Genomic DNA, 22,155 nt, shown 5'->3' on the forward strand with positions numbered 1-22,155 from the left:
GGGCGATGATACCCCCTGTTCAGGGGTTGAGCGGCCCCCTGCCTTACAGCATTTGTAAATATTAAGCCTTTGTTAAAACGGCTAAAAGTGCTGGGTATTTGCGTAAATCATAACATCGTTCGGGACGAACGGACCGGCGGGCGGGGGGATTAGTTTTCGCAAACCCTTGTCTGGCCGTGCTTTGCAGCGGGAATGGACATGGTCGACTACAACGGCACCACGGGTAACGACAATTTCGGCGGCACGTCCGAGAACGACACGCTGCGCGGCAATGCGGGCAATGACACCCTGGGCGGTGGCGCGGGTGACGATGTTTTCGTCTTCGCCCCGGGCGACGGCAACGACCTGCTCGATGTCCAGAACTTTGCCACGGGCAATACAGACAGCATCGTCATCGAGGGTGTCCTGACCATCGACGACGTCTGGATGGAGCGCGTCGAGTCCTACCACCCCAGCTATGGCTACGGTTATTACGACCTGGTCATTCATTATGGCAGCCAGGGCGACACGATCACCCTGCGCGGCCAGTTCTACAATCAACTGTTCGGCACAACCTCCTACAACCAGATCCAGACCCTGACCATCGGCGGTGAGACCTATAGTCTGACGTCGGACCTGGAACTGTTTGGTACCGACAACGGCCGTCTGCTTCAGGGCACGGAGGGCAATGACACGCTGTTGGCTGAAGGCGGCAACGACCCGGTCTACGGTTATGGCGGCCACGACCGCATCGATGCCGGCAGCGGCTACGACACCGTCTATGCCGGCAGTGGCAATGACACCCTGATCGGCGGGACGCAGAACGATTACCTCTACGGTTCCACCGGCGATGACCGCTTCGTCTTTACAGTCGGAGACGGTAACGACGTCATCTATGTCAGCGACGCCGCGGTGACAGATATGGACGTCATCGAACTCCTCGGCGGGCTCACGCTTGGCGACGTCTGGTTCGAGCGCGCCCAGTCCTATCACCCCAGCTATGGCTACGGCTATTACGACCTGATCATCCACTACGGCAGCCAGGGCGACACCATCACTCTGGTCGGTCAGTACTACAACCAGCTGTTCGGCGTGACCGGCTACAACGAAATCCGCACCCTGGTCATCGGAGGCGTGGACTATGACATCGTCACCCACCTGAACCTGCGCGGGACCGCGTCGGGGGAGACCGTCCAGGGCAAGGACGGTAATGACACGCTGAATGCTCTGGGCGGCAACGATGCGGTTTATGCCTATGGCGGTAACGACCTGATCGACGGCGGCAGCGGCAATGACACCATCTATGGCTATGGCGGCCATGATACGATCACGGGCGGCACCGGCAATGACCAACTCTACGGCGGCGCCGGCAATGATCGTTTCATTTTCAACCTGGGTGACGGCAATGACACCCTCAACGTCCAGGACTATGGCACGGGCGACGCCGACGTCATCGAAATCGTCGGTGACATCACCATCGACGACGTCTGGTTTCAACGCACCAGTTCCTACAATCCGAGCTTCGGCTATATCTGGCAGGACCTGCTGATCCACTTTGGCGACAGCGGCGACACCATTCTGCTGGCCGGCCAGTTCCACCGCCAGTATTTCGGCAATGCCAACTACAACCAGATCACCACCCTGATCATTAACGGGGTGTCCTACAATCTGGTCGACCATATGAACCTGCGCGGGACGGCGTCCGATGAGTGGCTGCTGGGTAATGCCGGTAACGACACCCTGGTCGGCCTGGGCGGCCAGGATTATCTCTATGGTTATGCCGGGAACGACAGCATCGATGCCGGGGCGGGAGTTGACACCGTCTACGGCGCCGAAGGCAACGACACCCTGACGGGCGGGACCGGCAACGACCAGATCTATGGCGGCGCCGGCAATGACAGCTTCCAGTTCGCCCAAGGCGATGGCGACGACACCATCCATGTCCAGGACTATGCCGCAGGTGATGCCGACGTCATCGAGCTGACCGGTGACCTGACCATTGACGATGTCTGGTTCCAGCGCACCTATTCCTGGAATCCGAACTTTGGCTATGTCTGGCAGGACCTGATCATCCACTATGGCGACAGCGGAGATTCGGTCTACCTGTCCAACCAGTTCCACCGCCAGTATTTCGGCAATGCCAACTATAACGAGATCACCACCCTGATCGTCGGTGGCGTCGCTTACAACATTGTCGACCACCTGAACCTGCGCGGGACGCAGGGCGACGAATGGGTCCTCGGCAACAGTGGCAACGATACCCTGACGGCTCTGGGCGGCCAGGACTATCTGTATGGCTATGCCGGCAACGATATCGAAGACGCTGGCGCCGGCCAAGACACGGTCTATGGCGCCGAGGGCGCCGACACCCTGACCGGCGGCACGGGTAACGACCAGATCTACACCGGATCGGGCGACGACGTCGTGCGCTTTGCCGAAGGCGACGGCAACGACATCATCTATGTCCAGAACTCGGCGGCGGCGGATTCCGACACGATCGCACTGCTTGGCGACCTGACGATCAACGACGTCTGGTTCGAACGCACCCAGTCATGGAACAGTTCCTACGGCACGGTGTGGCAGGATCTGATCCTGCATTACGGCGAAGGCACGGACTCCATCCTGCTGAGCGAACAGTTCCGTAACGATATTCACGGCAACACCGCCTATAACTGGATCGATACCCTGGTCGTCGGCGGCGTGACCTATAGCCTGCATGACGGTATGAGCTTCCGCGGCAATGGCGGCGCCAATACGGTGGTGGCGTCGAACGGCGACGATCGCATATCGGGTCTGGAAGGCAACGACACCATCTACGCCTATGAGGGTGACGACACCATCACCGGCGGCCTGGGCAGCGACCTGATCTATGGCTATGGCGGCATTGACGTCGCCCTGTACGACGGCCAGGCCGGCGACTACACCATCGTCGTCAATGGCACCACGACGACCGTTACGGACAACCGCGTCGGCAGCCCCAACGGTACCGACACCCTGCAAGGCGTCGAACTGATCGAATTCGCCGAGCAGGATGCCGCCACCGGCCCGGTAACGCGCATCGGCACCGCCGGCAACGATACCCTGAGCGGCGGCGACTTCGGTGACTCGGTCTACGGTTACGATGGCGACGATGTTGTCACGGCCGGCGGCGGCCGCGATGTCATCTATGGCGGTGCCGGACAGGACAGTCTGGACGCGGGCACAGGCGACGATACCGTCGATGGCGGCGAAGGCAACGACACCGTCCTGGCCGGCGATGGCCATGACAACGTCTCCGACACTTCGGGCCTCAACCTTATCGACGGTGGTGCGGGTAACGATACGATCGTCGCGGGCGGCACGGTTGATGCCGGCGATGGCAACGACTCGGTTACCGGGACAGCCGCGACCACGGACAGCCTCAGCGGCGGCGGCGGCAACGACACCCTGCGCGGCGGCAGCGGCGATACGCTGAGCGGCGGTGACGGCGACGATCTGGTCGACGCCACGGCCCAGGCCGGCGGCACGGCCGTGTCCCTGAGCGGCGGCGCCGGCAACGACACTCTGCTGGCCAGTGGCGGTAACAGCGACGGTTCGGTCAATATCGCCGATGGCGGAGCCGGGGCGGATTCGCTGAGCGGCGGTGCCTACGGCGACTCCCTGAGCGGTGGCGACGACGACGACCTGATCCGCGGCGACGGCGGCAACGACGTCATCTCCGGCGGCGCAGGACTCGACACGGTCCTGATCAATGGCAATCGTGCCGACTTTACGCTGGTCCGCGACGGCGGAACCGGCGTCATCATCCTGACCGACAATCGCAGCGGCGCGCCTCTGGGTGTCGACACGATTTCCGGTGCAGAAGTCCTGCGTTTCAACGATATCGACGTCACCTATGAAGGCCGCAACCTCACAGGCACCGAGGCCGGCGAGACCCTGACCGGGACAGCGGCCAACGACACCATAGCGGCGCTGGGCGGCAACGACACCGTCAACGGCAATGGCGGCGCCGATTCCATCGACGCAGGCGCGGGTGATGACTCGGTCACCGCCAGCTATCAGAACGACACGGTTCTGGGCGGCGACGGCAATGATACGATTTCGGCCGGTACCGGCGATAACAGCCTGGACGGCGGCGCCGGTGCCGACCGCATCTTCGCTGGGACGGGCGCGGATACGATTTCCACCGGTGACGGCGCCGACTACGTCGAAGCTTCTGGCGGTCTCAACCAGATCATTGCCGGTATCGGCAACGACACCATCTATGCCACCGGGACGGTCGATGGCGGCGACGGTGCGGATTACCTTCATGCTGACCAGGGCGCGAGCTTCGGCGCGACTCTGACGGGCGGTGCCGGTAATGACACCCTTTTCGCCACGCAGAACAATACGACAAGCATCAATGTGCTGGACGGCGGCGCCGATCTGGACAGCATCCAGGGTGGTAACTACGACGACAGCATCCTGGGCGGAACGGGCAATGACAGCCTGTGGGGCTATGGCGGTAATGATACCATGTCCGGTGATGACGGCGCCGACTATATCCACGCGGGCGCTGGCCTGAACGAGGTCAGCGGGGGCATCGGCAATGACACCATCTATGCCACCGGCACGGCCGATGGCGGTGACGGCAACGACTTCATCAATGCCGATCAGGCCGTCGCCTATGGCGCGACCCTCACCGGCGGCGCAGGTGACGATAGTCTGACCGGCACGCAGAACAACACCACCTCGGCCAACTCGGTCGATGGCGGTCTCGGCAATGATACGGTGCGCGGCGGCAACAACCGCGACAGCCTGTTCGGCGGCAGCGGCAACGATACGCTGTATGGCTTCGGCGGGGACGATACAATCGACGGCGGCAGCGGGATCGACATCGTCTACATCAGCGGCAACCGCTCAGGCTTTACGATTACCGAAACCGCGGAGGGCGACCTGATCGTCGCCGGCAGCACGACGACGGACTATCTCAGCGGCGTCGAGGTCATCCGTTTCAGCGACCAGGACGTGTCGTATCAGGGCCTGACCCTGAATGGCGGCATCGATGGCGAAACCCTGACCGGCTCGGCCGCGGGCGACACGATCAATGGCGCCGGCGGTGGTGATCGTCTGGAAGGCGAGGGCGGCCGCGACAGCCTCAGCGGCGACGCCGGCAATGACAGTCTGTACGGCGGCCAGGGCGGTGACACCCTGGCGGGCGGCGACGACAGCGACGTGCTGCGCGGCGAAGCCGGCAATGACAGCCTGTCCGGTGGCGCCGGCGACGACGAGATCGTGGCCGAGGCCGGCGACGATACGGTCGACGGCGGCCTGGGACGCGACACGGTCATCGTCGGTGGCAATGCCGCCGACTTCAGCCTCAGCCTCGACACCCTGACCGGTGCGGTTACCCTGAGCGATAACCGCGACGGTTCGCCGCTGGGCAGCGACACCCTGACCGGGGTCGAGCTGATCCGTTTCAACGACGAATATATCGCCCTGGCCGGCAATACCGGCAGCGTGATCACCGGCACAGGCGTCTCCAATACCCTGAGCGGTGGAGCCGGCAATGACACCCTCTCCGGCCTGGAAGGCGGCGACATCATCTCCGCCGGCATCGGCAACGACCTGGCCGAGGGCGGCGACGGGTTGGATACGGTTTACGGCGGCGACGGCGCCGATACCCTGGCGGGCGGCGAAGGCAATGACCAGGTTTCGGGCGAGCGCGGCAGCGACAGCCTGGACGGCGGCACCGGCCAGGACATCCTTTGGGGCGGCCTGGGCGCGGACAGCCTGGCGGGCGGCGAGGGCCGCGATACCGTCTATGGCGAGGGCGGCAATGACTCGCTGAGCGGCGGCGACGACAACGATTACCTGCACGACGATTCCGGCAGCAACACCTTAAGCGGCGGTGCCGGTAACGACACCCTGTACGGCAATGGCAGCCTGTCGGGCGGCGACGGCGATGACCAGGTCACGGTCTATGGCTCGGGCTATGGCGACGCCGGCAATGACAGCCTGGACGGCGTGGCGGGCGGCCAGACCCTGTCCGGCGGCGCCGGCAATGACAAGCTGCGCGGCCTGGCCGGCGACGACAGTCTCGACGGCGGTGACGGCAACGACACCCTGATGGGCGACAGCGCCCAGGCCGGCAATGACACGATCGCAGGCGGCAGCGGCTACGACGTCGCCGTCTATTCCGGCAATGCCTCGGACTACGGCATCTCGACCGCCGGCGGCGTAACCACGATCACCGACAACCGCCCGGGCGCGCCGGAAGGCACGGACGTGCTGACCGGGGTTGAACTGCTGATGTTCGACGATGGCGAGTACCAACTGGCCGCCGACGTCGAAGGGATCGTCGTCAGCGGCACCGGCGCCGATGACGTCATTCCCGGACCTGTGCCCTTCCACAACCTGAACCTCAACGGCAGCGACACCATCGATGCCGGTTCGGGCGGCGACAGGGTCGAGGCCGGCGCCGGCCATGACGTGGTGCTGGGCCGCCTGGCAAATGACGTTCTGGATGGCGGCTTTGGCGCTGACACCCTGATCGGGGGCTCGGGCGACGACACCCTGCTGGGCGCCACCGGCCATGACGTCCTGTACGGCAGCGACGGTTCGGCCGGCGGCTACAGCGACGACGCTGATGGCAATACGGACGGCCATCCCGACTTCGATCGCGACAGCCTGGACGGTGGCCAGGGCAATGACACCCTGATCGGCGGCAATGGCGAGGATCGCCTGACCGATTGGGTTGGCGGCAACCTGCTGCAGGGTGGCGACGACGGCGATACCCTGCTGGGCAACGGCACGCTGGAAGGCGGTGCGGGCGGTGACAACATCACCGGCTATGGCAGCCTGAAGGGCGAGGCGGGGGCCGACACCATCGTCGCCTATACCGGCGCGACGGCGGACGGCGGCGACGGCAACGACGTCCTGTCCGGCTCGGCGCCGGGCGGTTACGACGGCGCCCAGACCCTGCTGGGTGGCGCCGGCAACGACACCATCGCCACCAACTGGGGCGACGACAGCGCTTCGGGCGGCGACGGCGACGACGTTATCAGCGGCTACTACGGCAACGATACCCTGGGCGGCGACGCCGGCAACGACACGATCAGCGACAACAGCGGCGCCAACAGCCTCAGCGGTGGCGCGGGCAGCGACCAGCTCGGTGGTGGCGGCGATGACGACACGCTCAGCGGCGGACAGGACGACGACACCCTGACCGGGAGCAGCGGCAACGACTCGCTGGACGGTGGTCAAGGTACGGACGTGGCGCTGTATGCGGCCAATCGCGACCTCTACAGCGTTATCAAGGATGGCGCCGGCGGCTACTATGTCGTCAACAACCGCGGTGGTGACGGCCAGGACCGGATCACGGCGGTGGAGATTGTTCGCTTTGCCGATGCCGACCTGGTGGTTTCGGCCGCCAATACCGGCGCGATACTCAATGGTGGCAGCGATCCGGCAACCCTGACCGGCAGCGCCTTCGATGACAGCCTCACCGGCGGTGCGGCGGCCGACGTGATCGTGGCCGCGGCCGGCAACGACATTGTTGGCGGCGGCGACGGCGCCGATACCCTGGACGGTGGTGCGGGCTTCGATGTTGTCGACGGCGGCGCGGGGGCGGACAGCGTCCTGGGCGGCGGCGGTGAGGACTCGGTCCTTGGCGGCGACGGCGATGACGCCCTGGACGGTGGTGACGATGCTGATACCGTCTCCGGCGGGGCAGGTAACGACACCGCGACCGGCGGTGCCGGCAACGACGTGGTCAGCGGTGGTTCCGGCACGGATGTGCTGGACGGCGGCCTGGGCAACGATACGGTGACGGGCAATGGCAGCCTGTCGGGCAACGATGGCAACGACAGCCTTGACGGTTCCGGCCAGTTGTTCGGCGATGCCGGCAACGATACCGTGGCGGGTTGGGGCGGCGTGGCCGACGGCGGCGACGGCGACGACCAGGTCCGCAGCTACGGCGGCACCGGCCGCGGCGGCGCCGGCAACGACACGCTTCTGGGCTATGGCGCCCATTCAGGCCAGTCGGCCAACGAATATCTTGACGGTGGTATCGGCCAGGACGCCCTCTACGGCTATGGCGGCAACGACACCCTGATCGGCGGCCAGAACGACGACACCCTGTCGGGCGGCGCCGGCAATGACATCCTGTACGGCGGCTCCGGCGCCGACCGCGCCTATTTCAACGGTAACCTGGGCAGCTACACGGTCCAGTCCGTGGACAACCACGTCACCATCACCGGCCAGGGCTATTCGATCAGCTACACGGTCGATGACGACGGTTATGTCGTCGGCGGCGCGGCCGTAACCGGCTATGACGGCACCGACGTCCTGTACGGTGTCGAAGCCCTGGTCTTCGGCGATACCGAACTGGCGCTTCAGCCCTACAGCAATGTCGGCCTGGAGCTGAGCGGCACCTCGGGCGACGACATCATCATCGGCGATATCGGCAACGACACCCTGGCCGGCAATGGCGGCCACGACCGGCTGACCGGCGACCAGGGCAATGACAGCCTGTCCGGCAATGACGGCAATGACGTGCTGTATGGCGACGGCGGCAACGACACCCTGGCCGGCGGCGAAGGCCTGGATCACATCTATGCCGGCGAAGGCGACGATCTGGCCCTGGGCGGTGACGGCGCCGACACCATCGACGGCGAACATGGCAATGACAACATCCTGGGTGGCGAGGGTGGCGACAGTCTCACCGGCGGCAGCGGCAACGACACCGTGGCGGGCGAGACCGGCAATGACACGATTGCCGGCAATGGCGGCGACAATCTGCTGACCGGCGGCACGGGTGACGACAACATCACCAACAGCGGCACGGGTCCGGCTTCGGGCGAAGACGGCGCCGACGTCCTGTGGGGCAATGGCACCCTGTCGGGCGGGGCCGGTAACGACACGATCTATGCCTGGACCCTGGGCCAGGGCGACGGCAATGACGATCAGCTCTTTGTGGTTGGTGGCGGTACCGGCCAGGGCGGCGAAGGCAATGACACCCTGAATGGCTGGGATCCCTATACCTCAGACGGCGCCCAGACCCTGAACGGCGGCGCCGGCAACGACATGGTCAACGGCAACCACGGCAATGACAGCGTATCGGGCGGCGCGGGCAGTGACACGGTGTCCGGTGGAACCGGCGAGGACACGGTCGACGGTGGCGACGACAACGACGCGCTTCATGGAGGCAGCGCCAACGACACCCTCACCGGCGGGCTGGGTGACGATACGGCGTCCTACGACGGTGACCGCATCCATTACTCGGTCATCCGCGATGGCCTCGGTGGCTATGCCGTTGTCGCCAATCGCTCCGGCGAAGGCGAGGATGCGCTGAACGGCGTGGAAACCGCTGGCTTCAACGACGGTGGGCTCATCCTGAGCGCCGCGACGGCGGGCGAGATTCTGACCGGCAACGATGCGTCGGGCGGCCATCTCGACGACAGCCTGATCGGCACGGCCGGTGGCGACGAACTGACCGGCAATGGCGGCAACGACATTATCCGTGGTGGCGGCGGCGATGACAGTCTGTCGGCCGGAACCGGGTATGACGTGGTCTATGGCGATGACGGCAACGACTCCATCGATGCCGGCAGCGGCGAAGACCAGGTTCGCGGCGGTGACGGCAACGACACCGTGCTGGGGGGCAGCGACAATGACACCGTCTATGGCGACGGCGGCACGGACAGCCTGTCCGGCGGTGACGGCGCCGATGCCCTGTTTGGCAACGGCACCCTGTCGGGCGGCGTGGGTAACGACAACCTCCGCGGCTCGGGCACGCTGTCTGGCGATGCCGGCGATGACAACATTGAACTGACCGGGGCGGCGTCTGCTTTCGGCGGCGAAGGCAACGACACCATCTCCGAACTTTGGCCCTACACCTATGCCCAGTCCCTGTCGGGCGAGGCCGGCAACGACGTGCTCAGCAGCGGCTATGGCAACGACACCCTGGACGGCGGCCTCGGCAACGATACCCTGAACGGTGGCTATGACGACGACAGCGTGACGGGCGGCGATGGCGCCGACCTGCTCAGTGGCGGCGACGGCTACGACCGTGTCGAAGGCGGCGAGGGCAATGACGTCCTGCACGGCGGTAGCGGCGACGACCGTCTGTTCGGCAATGCCGGCAATGACAGCTTCCATGCCGAAGGCGGCAACGACAAACTCTACGGCGGTGGCGGGGCGGATGTCGCCTATTTCAGCGGCAACCGCAACGACTACACGGTGGTCGAAGAGGACGGCGTCATCGTCGTCACCGACAACCGCGGCGGCGCGCCCGAAGGCCAGGACACCCTCTATGGCGTCTACAGCCTGGTCTTCGCCGATGCGTCCTACACCGGCACGCCGAACTATGGCTACACCTACACCGGCACAGGCAACAACGACACCATCAGCGACCATTCCAGCGACGGTGTCACCTCCGACCGGCCGGGTTCGATCAATGTCAGCTCTGGCGACGACACCATTCGGGGCGGCGAGGGCGACGACCTCATCTCCGGCCTGGCCGGCGGCGACGAAATCCACGGCGAGGCCGGCAACGACACCGTCGACGGCGGCACCGAGCCCGACCTGATCTACGGCGAAGCCGGCAATGACAGCCTGAGCGGCGGCGACGAAGACGACCGTATCGACGGCGGCGACGACAATGACGTCATCACCGGCGGTGACGGCGAAGACTACCTGCTGGGCGGCGACGGCCATGACAGCCTGTCGGGCGGTGCCCAGGACGATTTGGTCGACGCCGGTGCCGGTAACGATACCCTCAACGGCAATGCCGGGGCGGATACGGTCCTGGGCGGCGACGGTGCCGACCTGATCGCCGACGGCGAAGGCGACAACCTGCTGTCGGGCGGCGAAGGCAACGACACCGTCAGCGGCACTGGCGACCTGCGCGGCGACGGCGGTAACGACGTCCTGACCGGTTCGGGCACGGCTTCACTGGACGGCGGTGACGGCCATGACACCGTCACCGGCTCCGGTACCTTGGCCGGCGGCGCGGGCGACGACGTTATCAACGCCAGCATCGCGGCCGACAGCATCGTGGGCGGTGACGGCGACGACACCGTCAACATGGCTGGCAGCCGTGCCGGTTACGCGCTGATGGCGGTCGAGGCGGGCGGATACGCCGTGGTTCGACTGGCGGACCTTTCGGCCGATCTGGTGACCGAGGTCGAGCATCTGGTCTTTGCCGATGGCGAAACGGCGCTTACGGGCGGCGATATCGTCGCCGGAACGGACGACGCCGACGGTTCGACGGGGACGGCGTTTGACGACTCGATCTCGGGTGGTCTCGGCAACGACACGATCACCGGCCTGGCGGGCAACGACCTGCTTTTCGGCGGCGACGGCAATGACGATATCGCTGCCGGCGACGGCAACGACTATGGTGACGCCGGGGCCGGCGACGACAGCCTGACCGGCGGTATCGGCGCCGATATCCTGCTCGGGGGCTTCGGTCACGACGCCGTCAGCGGTGGCGCCGGTGATGACCGGGTCGAAGGTGGCGACGGCGTCGATACGCTCCACGGCGATGACGGCCACGACAACCTGTCCGGTGGCAATGGCGGTGACGTCATTAACGGCGACGCCGGCAATGACACGGTGGACGGCGGCAGCGGCAACGACCATCTGTGGGGCAGCACGGGCGATGACGTGGTCACGGGCGGTGCCGGCGATGACGGTCTCGCCGGTGATGACGGCGCCGACAACCTGAGTGACAGCAGCGGTGACAACACCCTGGCCGGCGGCGCCGGCAACGACACCCTGTCCGGCACGGGTACGCTGGATGGCGGCGACGGTCATGACGCCATCAGCGGTTCCGGCACGCTTACCGGGGCCGCCGGCAATGACACCCTGTCGGGCAGCGGCGCGCTTTCCGGCGACGCCGGCGCGGACCTCCTGACGGGGGGCGGCAATGCCGACACGCTGAGCGGCGGTGATGATAACGATACGGTCTCCGGCGGCGGCGGCCATGACGACATCACCGGTGCCACGGGCAATGACCTCCTGACGGGCGGGACGGGCAACGACACCCTGTCGGGCGGCGACGGCACGGATACGGCGGTCTTTGCCGGCTCCCGCGGCCAGTACACCATCGTCTCCGACCAGGCCGGAGGCTATATCATCGTCGACAACTTCCCGGAAAACGGTGACGAGGGTACCGACCACTTCTACGGCGTCGAGTATCTGCAGTTCTCCGACCAGACGATCGATGTCACCGCGTCCAACTTCGGCATCATCATCGACGGCAGCGCGATCGCCGACGACAAGACCGGAACCTCGGGCAACGACTTCCTGCGCGGCTTCGGCGGCCAGGACAGCCTGAGCGGCCTCGACGGCAACGACACCCTGATCGGTGACGATGATGGCGACTCGCTGACCGGCGGTGCGGGCGATGACGTGCTCAACGGCGGCTCGGGCGCCGACACCCTGGCCGGCGGCAGCGGCGACGACACCTATGTCGTCGACGACAATGGCGACCTGATCACCGATACCGCCGGTACCGACCTGGTCCTGTCGGATGCGGGCAACTATGTCCTGGCGGCCAATGTCGAGAACCTGAACCTGCAAGGTCCGGGCAACATCAACGGCACGGGCAACACCCTGGCCAACATCATTACCGGTAATGATGGCAACAACGTCCTGACCGGCGCCGGGGGCAATGACACCCTGATCGGCGGGCTGGGTGACGACACGGTGGCCTATCTCGGCGCCCGCAGCGCCTATCACGTCACGGTTTCGGGCGGGGTCTACACCGTCCACGGCCCCGACGGCACCGACACGGTCACGGGCGTCGAAAACATCCGCTTTGCCGACGGCACCTTCGCCATCGCCGGCATCCTGCAGGTGGCGCCCGTCGCCGCCGGCCAGACGATCGGCAACGGCGTCGAGAGCGAGGCCATCACCGGCGCGGTCACCGCGACCGATGCCGAGAACGATGTCCTGACCTATGCCATCGTTGCAGGCCCCAGCCACGGCACCATCACCGCCTTCGATGCGGCGACCGGCGCCTTCACCTACACGCCGGACGCCGGCTATTATGGTGCGGACAGCTTTACCTTCCGCGCCAATGACGGCTACGAAGACGGCAATGTCGCCACGGTGTCGCTGACCCTGCATCACCTGATCCAGGGCGATGGCGGCAACAACACCTTGACCGGATCGGCCCTGGACGAAGTGGTCCGCGGCCTGGGCGGCCACGACAGCCTGGACGGCGGTGCGGGCCTCGATACGCTGTACGGCGGCACCGGCAATGATACCTACGTCATCGCCGACGGCGACAGCGTGGTCGAAGCCGGCGGCGAAGGCACGGATACGGTCGAGGCTTCGGTCAGTCACACCCTGGCGGCCAATACCGAAAACCTGATTCTTACGGGAACCGCGGCGATCAATGCCACCGGCAATGCCGGCGACAACATCCTGACCGGCAACAGCAGCAATAACCTCCTGAGCGGCGGGCTGGGCAACGATACCTATTACATCCAGAACGCCGGCGACAATGTCGTCGAAGCCAATGGCGAGGGCAACGACCTGATCGTTGCCTCGGTCAGCTACAGCCTGGCCGGCCGCTATGCCGAACGCCTGAACCTGACCGGTTCGGACGATCTCACGGCCACCGGCAACGGCCAGGCCAATACGCTGAATGGCAACGCCGGTCACAACCTGATCGATGGCGGCGCCGGCAACGACACAATGTCGGGCGGGGCGGGCAACGACACCTTCGTCGCCAACACGACGGGCGATGTCGTCACCGAAAACGCCGATGAAGGCACGGATACGGTGCGGTCTTCGGTGACCTTCACCCTGGGGGCCAATATCGAGCACCTGGTCCTGACCGGCCTCGCCGCCGTCAACGGCACAGGCAACGGGCTGAACAACAGCCTGACCGGCAATATCGCGGTCAATACCCTGACGGGTGGGTTGGGTGACGACACCTATTACGTCCAGACCATCGGCGACACCGTCGTCGAAGTCTCAGGTGAAGGTAATGACGTGGTGGTCTCGTCGATCAGTTACGACCTCAACGGCCGCCACGTCGAGACCCTGACCCTGACCGGTTCGGCCCATATCGACGGTATCGGCAACAGCCTGGCCAACACGCTGAACGGCAATGCCGGCAACAATCTGCTGGATGGCGGCGCCGGTTACGACACCTTCGCCGGCGGTGACGGCAACGACACCTATGTCGTCAACCTGACCTCCGAAGTGGTGACCGAAGGGCTCAACCAGGGCACCGATACGGTCCTGTCCTCGGCCAACTTCACCCTGGGCGACTACGTGGAAAACCTGACCCTGACGGGTACGGCCAATATCCGGGCCACCGGTAACGGGCTGAACAACGTCCTGACGGGCAATGACGGGGTCAACATCCTGGCCGGTCTGCTGGGTAATGACACCTACTACGTCCAGAACATCACGGATGATGTCGTCGAAAACAGCGCCGAGGGCACGGATCTGATCCTGTCGAGCGTCAGCTACAACCTGACCGGCCGTTACGTCGAAACCCTGCAACTGACGGGTTCCGGCAACATCGACGCCACCGGCAACAACCAGGTCAACACCCTGATCGGCAACGGCGGCAACAATACGCTGAACGGCAAGGGCGGGGCGGACGTGCTGACCGGCGGCCTGGGCGCGGACATCTTCCTGTTCGAAGCCGGCAGCCGCGCCGACACGGTGACCGACTTCAGCGCGGTCCAGGGCGACAGTCTCAACGTCAATGCCTACACCCACGGCGTCGCCAATAACGCCCTGGTGACCCAGGTCGGCGCCGATACCGTGATCAACCTGGGCAGTGGCAATGTCATCACCGTCGTCGGGGTGACCACGGCCGATGTCCTGGGTCACATCGTCTGGTAAGGAACGCCCGGCTGCCATGCAGCCGGGCGCTTGTCTTACTGGAGGCCCAGCTTCGCCTTCACGAAGGTCAGGGCATAGGCCAGGGCATCATCTTTCGCGGTAACATTGGCCGCGATGGCGTTGGCGGTGGAATTGTTGGCGTCGAAATTGTGCGTCGCGCCGGCCTTGGTTTCCATGGTCATGCGGTTGCTCTTGGCCGTCACGACGTTGAGCAGTTTCGGATTGCACACCGTGTTGTCGACCTTGGTGTCGGCGCCGGCATTGATGACGTGGACGGGGACATAGGTGTCATAACCGCCGACGCCGTTGTTGGTGATGGCATAACGGTTTTCCATGCCGCAGGCCGGATACAGGGTGAAACCCGCCTGGAAACCCGATGACGTCGTGGCGGTGAAACCTGCCGGCAGGGGCGCATTGCTGGCCGCCAGGGCCGACAGTGTGGTTGTGCCGCCGTTCGACCAGCCCATCAGCACGACCTGGTTGGGGTTGATATGGCTGAACTTGGCCTTGACCGCGGCCAGGGCGCTATAGGCGAAATAGGGGCGGGCATTGGCCGCGCTGGCCCAGCCCGGGCGGGTGCTGGAATCGGTTTCCGGGAAGCCCATCGGCATGCCGTAGGCGGTGAAATCGTCCATGATGATGGCGACGAAGCCCTTGGACTTCCAGTAGTCGCCCCACATCTTGGAACGGTTGCTGAGCTTGTCGAAGGTGCCGGGAGTCTTGTCGGCCTTGTCGGTGGAATAGATGCCGCCCTGGCCGCCCATCATGACCACGGCGGGCCAGCCGCCGGCCGGTGCCGTGCCCGCAGGCGTCCAGACAAAGGCGCCCAGTTTCGGCGGGTTGCTGAGGAGGTTCGCTTCAGCGGCGGTGGTCTGGATGGTGGTGTCGAGGTTCGGGTTGGCGGCGATGCTGCCGGCGGTGGCCAGGTTGGGAATGTCGGTCAGATAGTATTTGGCGGTGACCAGAGGGGACGGGGTAACCGTGCCGATGGCGGGGGATTCGTAGGAAACGGTCTGGGCGGTGGCGCGCTGGAACAGCGCGAGGCCGATCAGGGAGATGATGGCCAGGGCGGCCAGTTTCTGCATGGTCATGGGGAGGAGGTCCTTATCCGGTTGTGATGGCGACCGGATAAGGGGCGGCTGTCAGGGTTTGATGTCGTGACCGCGAAGACTATGTTTCAATTGTATCAGAAGCCGCCTATTTCCCCGCCGGGACGTTTCCGGGCACATACTTATCGATCAGCCGCGCCAGTTGCGCCGCGTTGAAGGGCTTGGAGATATAGTCGTCCATGCCCGCCGCGATACATTTCTGGCGGTCGCCGACCAGGGCATTGGCGGTCACCCCGATGATCGGTACCGCCGCCAGCTTGCCGTCCTTCTGCGCCTTGCGGATGCGGCGGGTGGCTTCGTAGCCGTCCAGCTCAGGCATCTGCACATCCATCAGCACCAGGTCGAAATCGCCGCCGTGCAGCCTGTCGACCGCTTCCTTGCCGGTCCGTGCCGTCTCGACGGTGAAACCCAGTTCCTCCAGAACGGCCACGGCGACGACAATATTGCCCTCGTAGTCCTCGGCCAGCAGGGCGCGGCCTCGCATCGGTACGGTCGTTTCGACGGCGGCCGGTTCTTCGGCCTTGGCTTTCGGCGGCGGCGCCAGCCGCACCGGCAGAGACAGCGTAAAGCGGCTGCCCAGGCCCTCACGACTCTGTACCTCAATCGTTCCCCCCATCAGCTCGGACAGCTGTTTGGCGATGGCCAGGCCCAGCCCCGTTCCGCCATACCGGCGCGATATGCTGACATCGGCCTGAGTGAACTTGTCGAACACCTTGGCCGACTGTTCGCGCGACATGCCGATGCCGGAGTCGATCACGTCGATCACCAGGCGGCGCTCATGAAAGGCCAACTCGGTCTTGACATGGATATTGACGAAGCCTTCCTCGGTGAACTTCACGGCATTGCTGACCAGGTTGGTCAGGATCTGCTGCAGCCGCAGGGCATCGCCATAAACATACAGTTCATCGCGCGGCGGGCACTGCACATTGACCATCAGGTTCTTTTCGGCCGCGCGCACGCTCATCATCGACCGGACTTCCGACACGATGTCGCAGACATTGATCGGCGCATCTTCCAGCACCAGTTCGTGCGACTCGATCTTGGCGAAGTCGAGCAGGTCGTTGATCAGGTTCAGCAGCGAATCCGAGCTCAGACGCAAAACGCTCAACAGCTTGCGCTGCTTCTCATCCAGCGGCGACGACCCGCGCTCCAGCAGCGACACGATGCCGGTGATGGCGTTCATCGGGGTACGCAGTTCGTGCGACATATTGGCCAGAAACTCGCTCTTGGCCAGGTTGGCATGTTCGGCCGAGATACGCTCGCCCTCCAGCACGATCTGGACGATATTCTGCGCGGTTTCGACGTCGTCGCGCGTCCACGGCTTGCTGCGGTCCTTGACCGTCTGCTTCCACAGCTCGAACGAACTGCGCGGCAGAAGGCGATAGCCGGCCTTGGTCTGGGCCAGGGGTTTTTCCGGCCCGCCGGCCCAGTTGACCTGCTGCTGGATGCTGTCGCGGAACCAGATGACGTATTCGCGGGTGGTCTGGCTGACCGGCGCCGCCAAAAATCCGCCCTTCAGCGTCTCCAGCCCCTTGACGCCGGCGCAGTCCTTCTGCGCCTCCTGGGTGGAATAGATGCCGGCCGACTGCTGCGGCAGCCACCCTGCCAGCGCCTTGATCACCCTGTGGTCCGGCGTGTCGCCGAAACGCAGCACGCGCTTGTTGGTCATCACGGCCAGGCCCTGGGCGTTCAACGCCCCCAGCGCCAGACCCTGACGGCCCTTCAGCAGTTCCTCCAGGTCGAAATAGCTCTTCAGGCCGGCCGATAACCGCTCGATGATCAGGTTGCGCTTTTCCTGCTCGGCCTTGTCGAGCATGTTTTCCATCGACGACAGCTGGGCCGAGAAGATGTGGCCCATGATCTCCGACACCATACGCACACGATAGGGCACGTGATAGCCGACATTGTGGTGGCAGGCGACCAGGCCCCACAGCTTGCCGTCCTGGATGATCGACACCGACATCGACGCCGAGACGCCCATATTGGCCAGGTACTGCACGTGGATGGGCGACACGCTGCGCAGCACGCTCATCGACATGTCCAGCGCCTTGCCGGTGTCGGGATGGCGCTCCGGCATGATCGGTACGGGTGCGTATTTGACGTCGGCGATCTGGCGGACATAGTTGGTGGTGTATAGACGCCGCGCCTGTTCCGGGATGTCCGAGGCCGGGAAGTGCAGGCCGCGATAGCTCGGCATATATTCCGCCTTGCTTTCGCCGACGACCTCACCGTTCCAGTTTTCATCGAACTTGTACAGTTTCACGCGGTCGAAACCGGTCAGGTCGCGGATACTGCTGGTGACGAAGTCGTACAGGTCTTCCAGCTTCTGGGTGTTGCGCAGACCCACGGCGAATTCGCGCAGTTCGTCGTAATAGAAGTCGCGGACCAGGGCTTTCTTGTCGTCGACGACCTCCAGTTCGACGACGATACAGTCATCGACCTTGTGGGCGACGGCGTCGAACAGGACCTCGTCGATCTTGACCACGGTCGAGCGGATCGGCTGCAGCGAGCGTTCCACCGTGATGTGGCGAATGTGCTCGGCCTGCTCGGCGCCGATGATCTCGGCCAGGGTGCGGCCCAGCACCTGCTGCGAGCTCATCTGCGGCAGCCACTGTTTGACGTTGGCGCTGACCTGCAGGACGCGGTGGTTAGCGCCGTCCAGCACGAACAATACACCCCAGGGCTGGATGGAGCCGGGGATGTGGATCGGTTCGCTGGCGCACTCCTTCAGGGCAGCTTCCAGCTCGGCTTCGGTCAGTTCGACCCGGGGCTCAAGTTGCATGGTCAACTTTCATGGGGGCCAGGTCCAGCTCAGCCATGCGGTCGCAGAAATGGGCGATATTCTCGAAGGCCTGGCACGCGCCCCAGACGGCTTCCTCCACGTCGAGGCGAACTTCGTTGGCGCCCAGCCACAGGGTGAATTCGCGCCAGCGGACGCCGTTCTCCTGGCCGTAGCCGGCGAAGAACCATTGACCCGTATGAGGTTTGAGGCCGAGATGGCGTTCCAGGTGGCGGCTGATGACGTGTCCCCCCAGGGTCGAGCCCTGCTTGGTGTAAAGATAGCCGACCCGCTTGGACAGGGTGTCCAGCGGCGGATGGCGGAAGGTGATGCGATGCGCCCAGGACGTCAGGTCGTGTTCACGGAAGTCGTCGGCCAGCCACGACAGGACGGGCGCATTGGCGGTCTGCGGCGCCGGGGCGCTGGCAAAGGCGGCTTCGCCATGGCGGTAATAGGCCTCGAAGGCCAACAGGATGCGGCTAAAGCCGTCCATGGTCAGGCTGTCGTCGGACAGGCCCTTGAGGAGAGGATGGCTATGAAGCGCCTCATGCTGGTTTCGGGTGTCATGTCGCAGAACATCTAACAGAGGCATATATGGGTCGGCCCGGTAAGCGTGCCATCGATTGCGCGACGGTCACAGGTCACCTAAAGGATTCCGCAAAAATTATAAAAACCGAATATGGATTTCGGTAAGAAACGGCAGGTTTTCAGCCGCAGGGCGAAGCTTATGTCCGCTTTACGAAACTAGTTTGCGGTGGTTCCAATAGAGGTTCCAATCGCTTGAGCGTGTTCCACACGCGGCTCGTGCCGATACCCAGGCGCTTCTTGGTCAGGGCGCTGTTGAGGCGGGAGTCGCTGGGTTTGTCACCATAACGGATCCACAGGTCACCATTGGCGATTCGGATCGTTTCGCTGTCGGGACAATAGGGTTTCAGGACATCGAGGATGCTGTCGTCGAGCCGGTCACGCTGGATACGGACGGCGACGGTATCATCGCCGGCATCGGAAAACGGGTTTACGGCCAGCGTCTCGCGCCATTGCGCTGCCGTGCGGATGATGATGTCGATATGATTGCCGAAACGCGTGTCGAAGGCCGTTTCGAGTTGCTGTTCCAGTTTCGCGGCGGTGGTCTTTTTCGCTTCGAAAACCAGGTTGCCGGTGGCCAGGAAGGTGCGCGGATTTTCCAGCCCCAGCTTTTCGGCCAGGTCTTTCAGGTCGGTCATGACCAGCCGGCCCTTGGGCAGGATGATGGAATAGAGCAGGGCGACGTATGTGGTCATGGCGGGAGTCTAGCCGCTTGAAATCGTGTGGGCAATATGTTCTTATTTTGTTCTCAATTTGAGATGCAGAATGTCCGCCCAAAAAACAAACCTTTCTTTGTTCGACCTGTTCGAACCGGAGCCCGTACCGGGCCTCAGCTATCGCGAGGACTACATCACCCCGGCCGAGGAGGCCGAACTGATCGCCCAGATCGACCGCCGTCCATGGTCCCTGGAACTGCTGCGCCGGCGGCAGTGGTATGGCTGGGCCTATGACGATACGGCTTTGGGCCGTCCGTCGGACTATCAGCCTCAGCCTATGGAGGAATGGCTGAACATCCATGCCCGGCGGCTGCATGGCGATGGCTGGTTTGCCGGTGTGCCGCAATGCGCCCTGGTCAATGAGTATGAGCCGGGGCAGGGGATCGGAGCCCATAAGGACCGGGATATCGAACATATCCGGTCGGTGGCGATCCTCAGTCTGGGGTCTGCGGCGATGATGGACTTCACCCGGCCGAACCATGTGATGCGGTCGCATTATCTGCGGCCGCGTAGCCTGGTGGTGATGACGGGCGAGGTGCGCGAACACTGGATGCACGGCATTGTCGGCCGCAAGAGCGACCGCCTGGGCGGTCTGGTGCTTCCGCGCGGCCGGCGGCTGTCGCTGACCATGCGCTATGCGGCGGGCGAGTGAAGCCTACTTGCGCGCGCCGGCCTTGATCATCGTGTCGCGCTCTTCGGACGTCATCAATCGCCACTGGCCTTCAGGCAGGTCGCCCAGGTGCAGAGGCCCGATCCGGTCGCGGTAGAGATCCATAACCCGCAATTCCACCATATCGCACATCCGGCGGATCTGGCGTTTGCGGCCTTCCTTCAGCACGAAGGTCAGGCTCTGCGGTCCGGTCTGGATGATCTGGGCCGGCTTCAGCTTGCGGCCGTCCAGTTCCAGGCCGTGGCGCAGCCAGGCCAGTTTGGCCTCGATGATCTGGCCGCGGACCTGGACGTGGTAGGCCTTGTCGAGCTCCGAGTCCGGACCGATGACGGCCTTGGCCAGAACTCCATCCTCCGACAGGACCAGCAGGCCATGCGAGTCCTTGTCCAGCCGTCCAATCGGCGCCAGCTTCGAATTCTGGTCGGGATAGACATCGGCCGGGCCATAGACATTGGCGCGGCGGATCATGCGCACGGCCGGGGTTTCGCCGGGCTCCGGTTGCCCCGAGACGATACCGATCGGCTTGTTGTAGATCACCGTCATCGGCAGGGTTTCGCCGCGGTCCAAGGTCACCGTCTGACCGGGCAGGATCTTGCGGCCGGCGTCGCGCACGGTCTCGCCGTCGATGGCGACGCAGCCCTCTTCGATCAGGGTGTCGGCTTCGCGGCGCGAACAGACGCCGCTCTGGGCCAGCCATTTGTTCAGGCGGATCGGCTCAGTGCCGTCATAAGTTTTGCTCATGGACATGGCGTGGTCCTAGCGAAGTTTGCGCATCTGCGCTAGTCACAGACGGATGAGCGACGTTTTCGACCTTTATCACGCCTGGCTGGCCGCGCGCACCGATCGCCCGGCCGAGGTGATCCGCGGCCTGCATGGCGACTGCGACCGGGTGCGGCTGGATGCCGAAGGTCTGGCGGCCAACAACTGGCCGGCCAGTTTCCCGGCGGATATGCAGGTTCAGCGTGGCGACCGCCTGGCCTGGGGCGGCTATGACGAGGATCGCGCCATCTATGACAGCCCGGTCTTTGTGCCGGAAACGGGCGAAGCGCGGACGATCCATCTGGGCGTCGATATCTTCGCCGCAGCCGGGAGCGAGGTATATGCGCCGGTCGATGGGCGGGTGCACAGCTTCCAGGACAACGCCAATGTCAAGGATTACGGCCCGACGATCTTGCTGGAACATGCGGTGGATGGTTTGACCTTCTGGACACTGTACGGACATCTCAGCCGCGACAGTCTGAGTGGCTTACGGGTCGGCCAACCGGTCGCGGCCGGGGAACGTATCGCCTGGCTGGGCGCCGCTCAGGTCAATGGCGGTTGGACCCCGCATCTGCATTTCCAGGTCATCCTGGATATTCTGGACAAATCCGGCGACTATCCGGGGGTCTTCAAACGCAGCGAACGCGACCATTGGAAACGCATTTGCCCCGATCCGGCGGGCTTGCTGGGACTTTACGGATGACCATGAACTTCGCGCCTTCG

8 protein-coding genes are annotated in these 22,155 nt (G+C 64.4%); 3 read left to right on the forward strand and 5 right to left on the reverse strand.

Going from position 1 to position 22,155, the window contains the following annotated elements; all coding sequences use genetic code 11:
- Positions 1-192 precede the first annotated feature (192 nt).
- Positions 193-14,814: a calcium-binding protein gene (locus ABAC460_RS42505; protein WP_081716650.1), complete on the forward strand. Its 14,622-nt coding sequence runs from the start codon at positions 193-195 to the stop codon at positions 14,812-14,814.
- Between the two features lie 35 nt (positions 14,815-14,849).
- Here the strand turns inward: ABAC460_RS42505 and ABAC460_RS42510 are convergent, their stop codons facing one another.
- From ABAC460_RS42510 to ABAC460_RS42525, 4 genes are all read right to left on the reverse strand, one after another.
- Positions 14,850-15,905 carry a hypothetical protein gene (locus ABAC460_RS42510; RefSeq protein WP_023454925.1) on the reverse strand — a complete coding sequence of 352 codons (1,056 nt, stop codon included), beginning with the start codon at positions 15,903-15,905 and terminating at the stop codon, positions 14,850-14,852.
- A gap of 106 nt (positions 15,906-16,011) precedes the next feature.
- Positions 16,012-18,705, reverse strand: coding sequence for an ATP-binding protein (locus tag ABAC460_RS42515; RefSeq protein ID WP_023454926.1), 2,694 nt, complete (start codon positions 18,703-18,705; stop codon positions 16,012-16,014).
- Positions 18,695-19,294, reverse strand: coding sequence for a biliverdin-producing heme oxygenase (locus tag ABAC460_RS48570; protein WP_023454927.1), 600 nt, complete (start codon positions 19,292-19,294; stop codon positions 18,695-18,697). The genes ABAC460_RS42515 and ABAC460_RS48570 overlap by 11 nt, the downstream gene beginning before the upstream one ends.
- Positions 19,295-19,427: 133 nt before the next feature.
- Complete coding sequence (locus ABAC460_RS42525) at positions 19,428-19,982, reverse strand: DUF1697 domain-containing protein (RefSeq protein ID WP_023454928.1); 555 nt, start codon at positions 19,980-19,982, stop codon at positions 19,428-19,430.
- Between the two features lie 70 nt (positions 19,983-20,052).
- Here ABAC460_RS42525 and ABAC460_RS42530 point away from each other — a divergent pair, with 70 nt between their 5' ends.
- Positions 20,053-20,655, forward strand: a complete 603-nt coding sequence (locus ABAC460_RS42530; RefSeq protein WP_031237292.1) for an alpha-ketoglutarate-dependent dioxygenase AlkB — start codon at positions 20,053-20,055, stop codon at positions 20,653-20,655.
- 3 nt (positions 20,656-20,658) lie between these two features.
- Here ABAC460_RS42530 and ABAC460_RS42535 read toward each other — a convergent pair whose 3' ends face one another.
- Complete coding sequence (locus ABAC460_RS42535) at positions 20,659-21,420, reverse strand: pseudouridine synthase (protein WP_023454930.1); 762 nt, start codon at positions 21,418-21,420, stop codon at positions 20,659-20,661.
- Positions 21,421-21,466: 46 nt separating this feature from the next.
- Here ABAC460_RS42535 and ABAC460_RS42540 point away from each other — a divergent pair, with 46 nt between their 5' ends.
- On the forward strand, positions 21,467-22,135 hold the full coding sequence (locus ABAC460_RS42540) for a peptidoglycan DD-metalloendopeptidase family protein (RefSeq protein ID WP_023454931.1): 669 nt from the start codon (positions 21,467-21,469) through the stop codon (positions 22,133-22,135).
- The last annotated feature ends 20 nt before the right edge of the window (positions 22,136-22,155 follow it).

It is taken from the genome of Asticcacaulis sp. AC460 (genome assembly GCF_000495795.1).
In the GTDB taxonomy this organism is placed as follows: Bacteria; Pseudomonadota; Alphaproteobacteria; order Caulobacterales; family Caulobacteraceae; genus Asticcacaulis.

Coding starts and splice junctions, on each gene's coding strand:
- ABAC460_RS42505 (WP_081716650.1), top strand. CDS start 193: ATGGACATGGTCGACTACAACGGCACCACGGGTAACGACAATTTCGGC.
- ABAC460_RS42510 (WP_023454925.1), bottom strand. CDS start 15,905: ATGACCATGCAGAAACTGGCCGCCCTGGCCATCATCTCCCTGATCGGC.
- ABAC460_RS42515 (WP_023454926.1), bottom strand. CDS start 18,705: ATGCAACTTGAGCCCCGGGTCGAACTGACCGAAGCCGAGCTGGAAGCT.
- ABAC460_RS48570 (WP_023454927.1), bottom strand. CDS start 19,294: ATGCCTCTGTTAGATGTTCTGCGACATGACACCCGAAACCAGCATGAG.
- ABAC460_RS42525 (WP_023454928.1), bottom strand. CDS start 19,982: ATGACCACATACGTCGCCCTGCTCTATTCCATCATCCTGCCCAAGGGC.
- ABAC460_RS42530 (WP_031237292.1), top strand. CDS start 20,053: ATGTCCGCCCAAAAAACAAACCTTTCTTTGTTCGACCTGTTCGAACCG.
- ABAC460_RS42535 (WP_023454930.1), bottom strand. CDS start 21,420: ATGTCCATGAGCAAAACTTATGACGGCACTGAGCCGATCCGCCTGAAC.
- ABAC460_RS42540 (WP_023454931.1), top strand. CDS start 21,467: ATGAGCGACGTTTTCGACCTTTATCACGCCTGGCTGGCCGCGCGCACC.